Source organism: Streptomyces botrytidirepellens, from assembly GCF_003721215.1.
GTDB lineage: Bacteria > Actinomycetota > Actinomycetes > Streptomycetales > Streptomycetaceae > Streptomyces > Streptomyces himastatinicus.
In genome coordinates this window covers 20,025-27,438 of record NZ_RIBZ01000211.1, presented here as the reverse complement: position 1 = coordinate 27,438, position 7,414 = coordinate 20,025, and the positions used below count along the sequence as shown (strand labels likewise).

General features: G+C 72.6%; 7 protein-coding genes. All 7 read left to right on the top strand.

The window, feature by feature from the left end; genetic code table 11:
* The coding region (locus EEJ42_RS16235; RefSeq protein ID WP_246096781.1) for an ABC transporter permease subunit at nt 1-839 on the top strand (839 nt) is incomplete at its 5' end.
* Entirely contained in the window at nt 836-1,582 is a 747-nt protein-coding gene (locus EEJ42_RS16230; protein ID WP_123100642.1) for an ABC transporter ATP-binding protein, read from the top strand. The genes EEJ42_RS16235 and EEJ42_RS16230, both read left to right, overlap by 4 nt.
* Nucleotides 1,579-2,589, top strand: a complete 1,011-nt coding sequence (locus EEJ42_RS16225; RefSeq protein WP_123100641.1) for an ABC transporter substrate-binding protein — start codon at nt 1,579-1,581, stop codon at nt 2,587-2,589. The genes EEJ42_RS16230 and EEJ42_RS16225 overlap by 4 nt, the downstream gene beginning before the upstream one ends.
* Before the next feature lie 8 nt (nt 2,590-2,597).
* The gene (locus EEJ42_RS16220) at nt 2,598-3,698 is read left to right on the top strand and encodes an LLM class flavin-dependent oxidoreductase (RefSeq protein WP_123100640.1); all 1,101 of its coding nucleotides are present in this window, start codon (nt 2,598-2,600) and stop codon (nt 3,696-3,698) included.
* A 41-nt stretch (nt 3,699-3,739) separates the two neighbouring features.
* Entirely contained in the window at nt 3,740-4,780 is a 1,041-nt protein-coding gene (locus EEJ42_RS16215; protein WP_246096779.1) for an ABC transporter substrate-binding protein, read from the top strand.
* Nucleotides 4,777-5,946, top strand: a complete 1,170-nt coding sequence (locus EEJ42_RS16210) for an acyl-CoA dehydrogenase family protein (protein WP_246096777.1) — start codon at nt 4,777-4,779, stop codon at nt 5,944-5,946. Before EEJ42_RS16215 ends, EEJ42_RS16210 begins: the two co-directional genes overlap by 4 nt.
* Nucleotides 5,943-7,394: an FAD-binding oxidoreductase gene (locus EEJ42_RS16205; protein ID WP_246096775.1), complete on the top strand. Its 1,452-nt coding sequence runs from the start codon at nt 5,943-5,945 to the stop codon at nt 7,392-7,394. The genes EEJ42_RS16210 and EEJ42_RS16205 overlap by 4 nt, the downstream gene beginning before the upstream one ends.
* Nucleotides 7,395-7,414 lie beyond the last annotated feature (20 nt).

Below are 7,414 nucleotides of genomic sequence, written 5' to 3'. Positions count from 1 at the left end.
CGCCCGCCCAGCCCGCCGCGGCGCGGACGTCCCGACCCACCGCCGCGCGCACCCGGCCCCGCCTCCGCCTCCGGGTCCCGCGCGGGGTCCGGCGCGCCTCCGGGCCCGTCGGGCTGCTGCTGATCTGGTACCTGGCCGCTGCGACGGGCGTGCTCCCGGAGACCGTGCTGGCCTCCCCCGTCGACGTCGTGCGGCGCGCGGCGGACCTCATCGGCACCGGTGAGCTGACGCAGGCCATCGCCGCCTCCGGCCGTCGCGCGGCGATCGGCTTCCTCATCGGCGCAGCCGTGGCGCTCACCCTGTCGCTCACCGCCGGGCTGTTCCGGCTGGGCGAGGACGTCATCGACGCCTCCATGGGCATGTTCCGGGCGATTCCCTGGGTGGGCCTGATCCCGCTGTTCATCGTCTGGTTCGGCATCGACGAGACACCGAAGATCGCGCTGGTGGCGCTCGGTGTCACCTACCCGCTGTACTTCAACATCTACGGCGGCATCCGCTCCGCCGACGCGCAGCTGATCGAGGCCGGGCGGATGGTGGGCCTGGGCCGCATCGGACTGATCCGGTACGTGATCCTGCCGTCCGCACTGCCCGGTGCGCTGGTGGGGCTGCGGTACGCGCTGTCCACCGCGTGGCTGGCCCTGGTCTTCGCCGAGCAGGTCAACGCGGACGCCGGTATCGGCTATCTGATGAGCAACGCCCAGCAGTACTTCCAGACCGACGTCATCGTCCTGTGCCTCGCCGTGTACGCGGTGCTGGGGCTGCTCTGCGACGTCGCGGTGCGGCTGCTGTCCCGGCGGCTGCTGGACTGGCGGGCCTCGTTCGACGGGGAGGGAGCATGACCGCGGTGAACGGCACGAACAGCGTGGAGGTCCACGGGCTGACGCGCGCCTTCGGCGCCACGACGGTGCTCGACGGGCTCGACATCACCATCCGCGAGGGCGAGTTCGTGGCCCTGCTCGGCCAGAGCGGCTGCGGAAAGTCGACGCTGCTGAGGATCCTCGCCGGGCTGGACAGCGAGACCGAGGGCGAGGTGGACGTACCGCAGCGGCGGTCGGTGGCGTTCCAGTCGCCCCGGCTGATGCCGTGGCTGCGGGTGTGGCACAACGTCGTACTCGGTCTGCCGGGCGGGGACCGCGCGCTCGCCGAACGCCATCTGGCCGAGGTCGGCATCGAAGAGTACGCGGGCGCCTGGCCCCGGACACTCTCCGGCGGTCAGGCCCAGCGCGTCTCCCTGGCCCGTGCGCTGGTGCACGAACCCGAACTGCTGCTGCTGGACGAGCCGTTCGGCGCCCTCGACGCGCTCACCCGCGGCAAGGCGCAGCGGCTGGTGGCCGACCTGTGGCAGCGGCACGGCTGCTCGATCCTGCTGGTCACGCACGACGTCGAGGAGGCGCTGCTGCTGGCCGACCGGGTGCTGGTGATGGACGGCGGGCGCATCGCCTACGAGGCGGAGGTGGGCCTTCGCCGCCCGCGCGACCTCGGCTCCCCCGACTTCGTGGCGTTGCGCGGCGAACTCCTGCGACGGCTGGGCGTCGACGACGCCTCGGCCCTTTCACACCATCGTGAAGAGGTGACCACATGAATCACTCGACCACCCGGAACCGCAGGGCCACGGCCACGGCGCGCGCCCTCGGCGCCGCGCTGTCGCTCACCGCCCTCCTCGCCACCAGCGCGTGCGCGGGCGACAGCCGGGCGGCGTCCGAGACCGATCCGTCGAAGGTGACACTGACTCTCGGCGACCAGGCCAAGAACCTGAAGACGCTGTTCGACGCCTCCGGCGCCCTCAAGGGAACGCCGTACAAGGTGAAGTGGGCCGAGTTCGAGGGCGCCGCACCGCTGTTCCAAGCCGTGCAGGCCGGGGCCGCCGACACCTCGTACGCCGCCGATCTGCCCACGCTCCAGGCACTCTCCGGCGGGGTCCGCGTCAAGGCCGTGGGCGCGCTGCGCAACGACGGCACCCACACCGGGATCGTGGTCCGCAAGAACTCGCCCGTGAAGAGCGTCAAGGACCTCAAGGGGAAGAAGGTCGTCGTCTCCTCGGCCAAGGGGTCCATCGCCGAGTATCTGCTGGCGCACGCGCTGAAGCAGGCGGGGCTGAGCTACTCCGACGTCCATGTGCAGTATCTGCTGCCCACCGACGCCCAGGCCGCCTTCACCTCCGGCAAGGTCGAGGCCTGGGCCACGTTCGGCGTGTACAAGACGGTGGCCGAGCAGCACGGTGGCCGCCTCCTGGTCAACGGGGCGAACGGACGGGTGAGCGGCTACGGCTTCATCGGCGCCTCCGAGCAGGCCCTTGACGTCCCGGCGAAGAAGAAGGCCATCACCGACTATCTGCGCCGCCTCGACACGGCACTGGCCTGGTCCCGGCGGCACCCGGCGGAATTCGCCAAGGCCATCCGGCACACCAACGGGGCGTCGGCCACGGTGGCCAAGGCCCTGGTCGACCAGGCCAACAGCGAACTGCTGCCGGTGAGCGGGCCGGTGATCCGGTCCGTGCAGAAGGTCGGCGACACCATGCACGGCATCGGTGTGCTCACCCCCAACCCGAAGCTCGCCGATCACGTCGACACCAGCCTCGTCAAGGAGTGACCGCCGCCATGCCCGTCGAGTTCATCAGCGCCGTCCACCCCAACCCCGCCACCGAGGGCGACCCCACCGCGGGTTCCGGAATCGATGTGGACTACGCCCGCCGCTACGCCCGCGCCCTGGACGACTCCGGCTTCGACTACACCCTGGTCACCTACCACTCGGCCTCGCCGGACGCGCTCCAGCTGGCCCAGTTCGTCGCCCATCACACCGAGCGCATCAAACCGGTGCTCGCCCACCGCCCCGGCGTGGTGTTCCCCACCCACGCGGCCCGCGCGCTGGCCACGCTGGACCAGATCAGCGCCGGGCGGCTGGTGGTGCACATCATCTCCGGCGGCAACGACGAGGAGCAGCACCGCGAGGGCGACTACCTGGGCAAGAGCGAGCGGTACGCCCGCTCGGAGGAGTACATCCGGATCCTGCGCAGGGTGTGGGAGGCCGACGGTCCGATCTCCCACGAGGGCCCGTACTACCGCTTCGAGGGCTTCCGCTCCGATGTCACCCCGTACCACGGCACCATCCCCATCTCGGTGGGCGGCTCGTCGAGGGACGCGTACCGGGTGGGCGGGCAGCAGGGCGACATCTTCGGGCTGTGGGGCGAACCGCTGAAGGAGACCGCCGAGCAGATCGCCTCGGTGAACGCCTACGCGGACGCCGCGGGCCGTCCCCGTCCGCGCATCTGGGTGTCCTTCCGGCCGATCATCGCCCCCACCGACGAGCTGGCCTGGGAGAAGGCCCACCGCACCCTGGGCGCGGTCAAGGCCCACCACGCCGAGCGGGCCAAGCAACGGCACTACCCGGCGGTCGGCCAGGGCACCCCGTCCAACGTCGGATCGCAGCGGCTCCTGGCCGTCGCCGAGCGCGGCGAGGTGCACGACCGCTGCCTGTGGACCGCGCCCGCCGCGGCCACCAACGCCGCCGGTGCGTCGACGGCACTGGTCGGCTCCCCGGAGACAGTCGCCAAGGCGCTGCTCGACTACGTCGACATCGGCTGCGAGCTGCTGTCCATCCGCGGCTACGACCCGCTCAACGACGCCATCGACTACGGGCGTCACGTCCTGCCGCTGGTCCGTCAGGAGCTGGCCCACCGCGCCGCCACCTCCGCCGCCTGACGTCCCCTTTCCCCCTTCCCCTCATGAAAGGCATCACCCGCATGTCCAGGCCACCGGCCCGCTCCCGCCCCCGGCGCGCCCCCGCCCGTACCGCTCTCGCCGCCGTCATGGCGCTGGCCGCCGGTGCGCTGAGCGCCTGTGGCGGCGCCGCGGGAGCGGACGGGGGCGGGAAGGGCTCCTCCGTCACCCTCCGGGTCGGAGCGACGGGCTGGAAGAAGGAGGAGGCACTGCTGAAGTTCGCGCACCTGGCCGACACTCCGTACCAGGTGAAGTGGAACCTGTTCCAGGGCGGCGACCGGCAGTTGGAGGCGGTGCGCGCCGGTGCGCTGGACGTGGCGAGTTCCAGCGAGATCCCGCCGGTCTTCGCGGCGGCCGACGGAAAGCCGAACTTCAAGGTCGTCGCCGTGGAGCGCGGCAACACCCTCAACCAGGAGGTCGTGGCCCCCAAGGGGTCCCCGGTCACCTCGATGTCACAGCTGCGGGGCAAGAAGGTCGGCTACGTCAAGAACACCACCGCCCACTACTTCCTCTACGACCTGCTGAAGCGGGCCGGGCTCGGCTGGGACGACATCGAGGCCGCACCGCTGGATCCCGACAAGGGGATCGCCGCGCTGAACGGCGGTTCCATCGACGCGTTCGCCGGATACGGCAACGCGGTCATCACCGCCCATCAGCGGGGCGCCCGCACCATCGGTTCCGGCAAGGACATCCTCTCCGGCAACTTCCTGTGGACGGCCTCGGACGACACCCTCGGCGGCGCGGCCGAGCGCAAGGCGCTGGCGGATCTGCTGGCCCGTATCGACAAGGCGTACGCCTATGTGCGCGACGGGCGCCAGAAGGAGTACGCGAAGGTCATGGCCGCCGCCACCCACCAGCCGGTGGGTCAGGCGCTGGAGGAGTTCACGGCGGGAGAGGCCCAGCGCAGGACCGGGATCCGGCCGGTGAGCGCCGGGGCCACCGCCTCCGAGCAGAAGGTCGCCGACGCCTTCGGCGACCTCGGCGCGGTGAAGCGCAAGCTGACGGTGAGCGGCTTCTGGAGCGACCGTCTGACCCCGCACCTGCGCCGGGAACTCACCTCATGACCACCGAGCTTCCGCTTCCCGATCTGACCTCGCTGCCCTCCGTGACACGACGGCTCGCCACCACCGCCGCCGCGTACGACCGCGACGGCACGTTCCCGGCCGAGGGGATCCGCGCCGCGCACGAGGCCGGGCTGCTCACCGCCACCGTCGGCGAGCGGTACGGGGGTCCCGCCCTCGGGGTGGCGGACACCGCGCGCATCCTGCACGCGCTCGGCGAAGGCGATCCGTCGGTGGCGCTGATCGCCGCCATGAGCCTCTCCGTCCACCGCCGCCAGGCCGTGCGGCCGCACTGGCCGGAAGAGCTCTACGGGCAGGTGCTGGCCGACGCCGCTGCGCGGCCGGTGCTGCTCAACCACATCCGCGTCGAGCCCGAACTCGGCTCGCCCGCCAGGGGAGGACTGCCCTCGACGGTGGCCCGGCGCACCCCGGACGGCTGGTCGCTCAGCGGCCGCAAGCGCTTCGCGACCGGGGTGGAAGGGCTGGACTGGCTGCTGGTGTGGGCCACCACGGACGAACCCGCGCCGCGGGTCGGCACCTTCCTGGTGCCCGGCACCGCACCCGGAATCGAGATCACCCACCGCTGGAACCACCTGGGGCTGCGCGCCAGCGGAAGCCACGACATCGCGCTGCACGACGTCGAGATCCCTCAAGGCAACGTCATCGACCTGACCGGGCACGGCGCAGCGGCGGAGCAGGACAACCGCGCGGGCGCGGCCCTCCACCTGCCGCTCGCCGCCCTCTACCTGGGCGTGGCGCGCGCCGCCCAGGGTTACGTCCACCGCTTCGCCCACGAGCGGATCCCCGCCAACCTCGGCCATCCGGTGGCCCGTACCGAGCGCTTCCGGCGCGTGGCCGGTGAGATCGCGCTGCGGCTGGACTCCGCCGAACAGCTGGTGTTCACGGGTGCGGAGCGGGTCGACGGCGCCGACGGTTCGTACGCCCCCGAACAGGCTCTGGGCGCCCGGGTCCTGGCGGACCGGCACGCCACCGAGGCGGTCGCCCTGGGCGTGCGGCTACTGGGGAATCCGGGGCTGTCCCGCGACAACCCCCTGGAGCGCCACTTCCGGGACGTCCAGTGCGCCCCGGTCCACGCCCCGCAGGAAGACACGGCGCTGCTCGCCATCGGCGCGGCCGCGCTCGGCACACGAAGTGAGAGGCCGACATGACCGTCCCGATGTCCGATCCGGATACGGCCGACCGCACGGGCTCCGCACCCGCGCACGCCGCCGATACGGATACCGCCGACACAGGTGCCGCCGCGCTGCTGACGGCCCTGCGCCGCGACCTGCCCGAGGATGCGCTCGGCACCGGCCCCGAGGCCACCGGCCCGTACGCCACCGACCGCTCCGGCAGCCGGCCGGACGGCATCCCGCTCGCGGTCGTCCACGCCACGCACACCGAGCACGTGCAGACGGCACTGCGGCACGCCCACGACCTACGCGTACCCGTCGTGCCGCGTGGGGCGGGAACGGGGCTTTCCGGAGGGGCGAGCGCGGGCGCGGGCAGCGTCGTCCTCGACCTGTCACGCATGAACCGCGTCCTGGAGCTGAGCCCCGAGGAACAGATCGCCGTCGTCGAACCGGGCGTCATCACCGCCGAACTGGACCGCGCGGCGGGCGAGTTCGGGCTGCGCTACGCACCCGACCCGGCGAGCGCGGCGATCTCGACCATCGGCGGGAACATCGCGACGAACGCGGGCGGGCTCCGCTGCGCCAAGTACGGGGTCACCAGGGACGCGCTCCTGGGCCTGGACGCGGTGCTCGCGGACGGGACGCTCGTACGGGCCGGACGGCGCACGGTCAAGGGCGTCACCGGCTACGACCTGACCGGCCTGCTCACCGGCTCCGAAGGCACCCTCGGGGTGATCACCTCCGCCACCGTGCGGCTGCGTCCGGTACCGGAGGAGACCGTCACGGTCGCCGCGTACTTCGCCACGTTCGCTGAAGGAGCCGAGGCCGTCTCCGCGCTCACCGCCGCCCGGGTCGAGCCCGCCATGGCCGAGCTGCTCGACGGCCCGGTCCTGGGCGCGGTGGACGACGCCCAGGGCACGGCCCTGCGGTCGCGCGGCGGCGCCCTGCTGCTCCTCCAGTGCGACGGGCGGGGCGCGGCCGCCGAAGCCGACGCGGCCGTACGGTGCTTGCGCGGACACGCGACGTCGGTCGAGGTCACCGGGGACCCGGCGGAGGCGGACCGGCTGCTCGCCGCGCGGCGGCTCGCCCTGCCGTCGCTGGAGCGGCTCGGCCGGGTCCTGATCGAGGACATCGCCGTACCGCGGAGCCGACTGGCCGCTGCCGTACGCGAGATCGACGCCGCGGCCGACCGCCACGGGGTGCGGATCTTCACCTTCGCCCATGCCGCTGACGGCAACCTCCACCCCATCCTCGTCCTCGACCCGGACCTCCCCGGCATCCCGGACGCCGCCTGGCAGGCCGCGGGCGACATCTTCAGCGCCGCCCTCCGCCTCGGCGGCACGCTCACCGGCGAACACGGCGTGGGCACCCTCAAACGACGATGGCTCGCCGATGAGCTCGGACCTGACCAGCACCGACTCCAGCGCCGCGTCAAGGCGGCCTTCGATCCGCACGGCATCCTCAACCCGGGCAAGGCGCTCTGACGTTCCCCGGAGCCGGGCCC

Excerpts from the sequence above, each read along its gene's own strand:
- EEJ42_RS16230 (WP_123100642.1), top strand. The coding sequence starts at position 836 with ATGACCGCGGTGAACGGCACGAACAGCGTGGAGGTCCACGGGCTGACG.
- EEJ42_RS16225 (WP_123100641.1), top strand. The coding sequence starts at position 1,579 with ATGAATCACTCGACCACCCGGAACCGCAGGGCCACGGCCACGGCGCGC.
- EEJ42_RS16220 (WP_123100640.1), top strand. The coding sequence starts at position 2,598 with ATGCCCGTCGAGTTCATCAGCGCCGTCCACCCCAACCCCGCCACCGAG.
- EEJ42_RS16215 (WP_246096779.1), top strand. The coding sequence starts at position 3,740 with ATGTCCAGGCCACCGGCCCGCTCCCGCCCCCGGCGCGCCCCCGCCCGT.
- EEJ42_RS16210 (WP_246096777.1), top strand. The coding sequence starts at position 4,777 with ATGACCACCGAGCTTCCGCTTCCCGATCTGACCTCGCTGCCCTCCGTG.
- EEJ42_RS16205 (WP_246096775.1), top strand. The coding sequence starts at position 5,943 with ATGACCGTCCCGATGTCCGATCCGGATACGGCCGACCGCACGGGCTCC.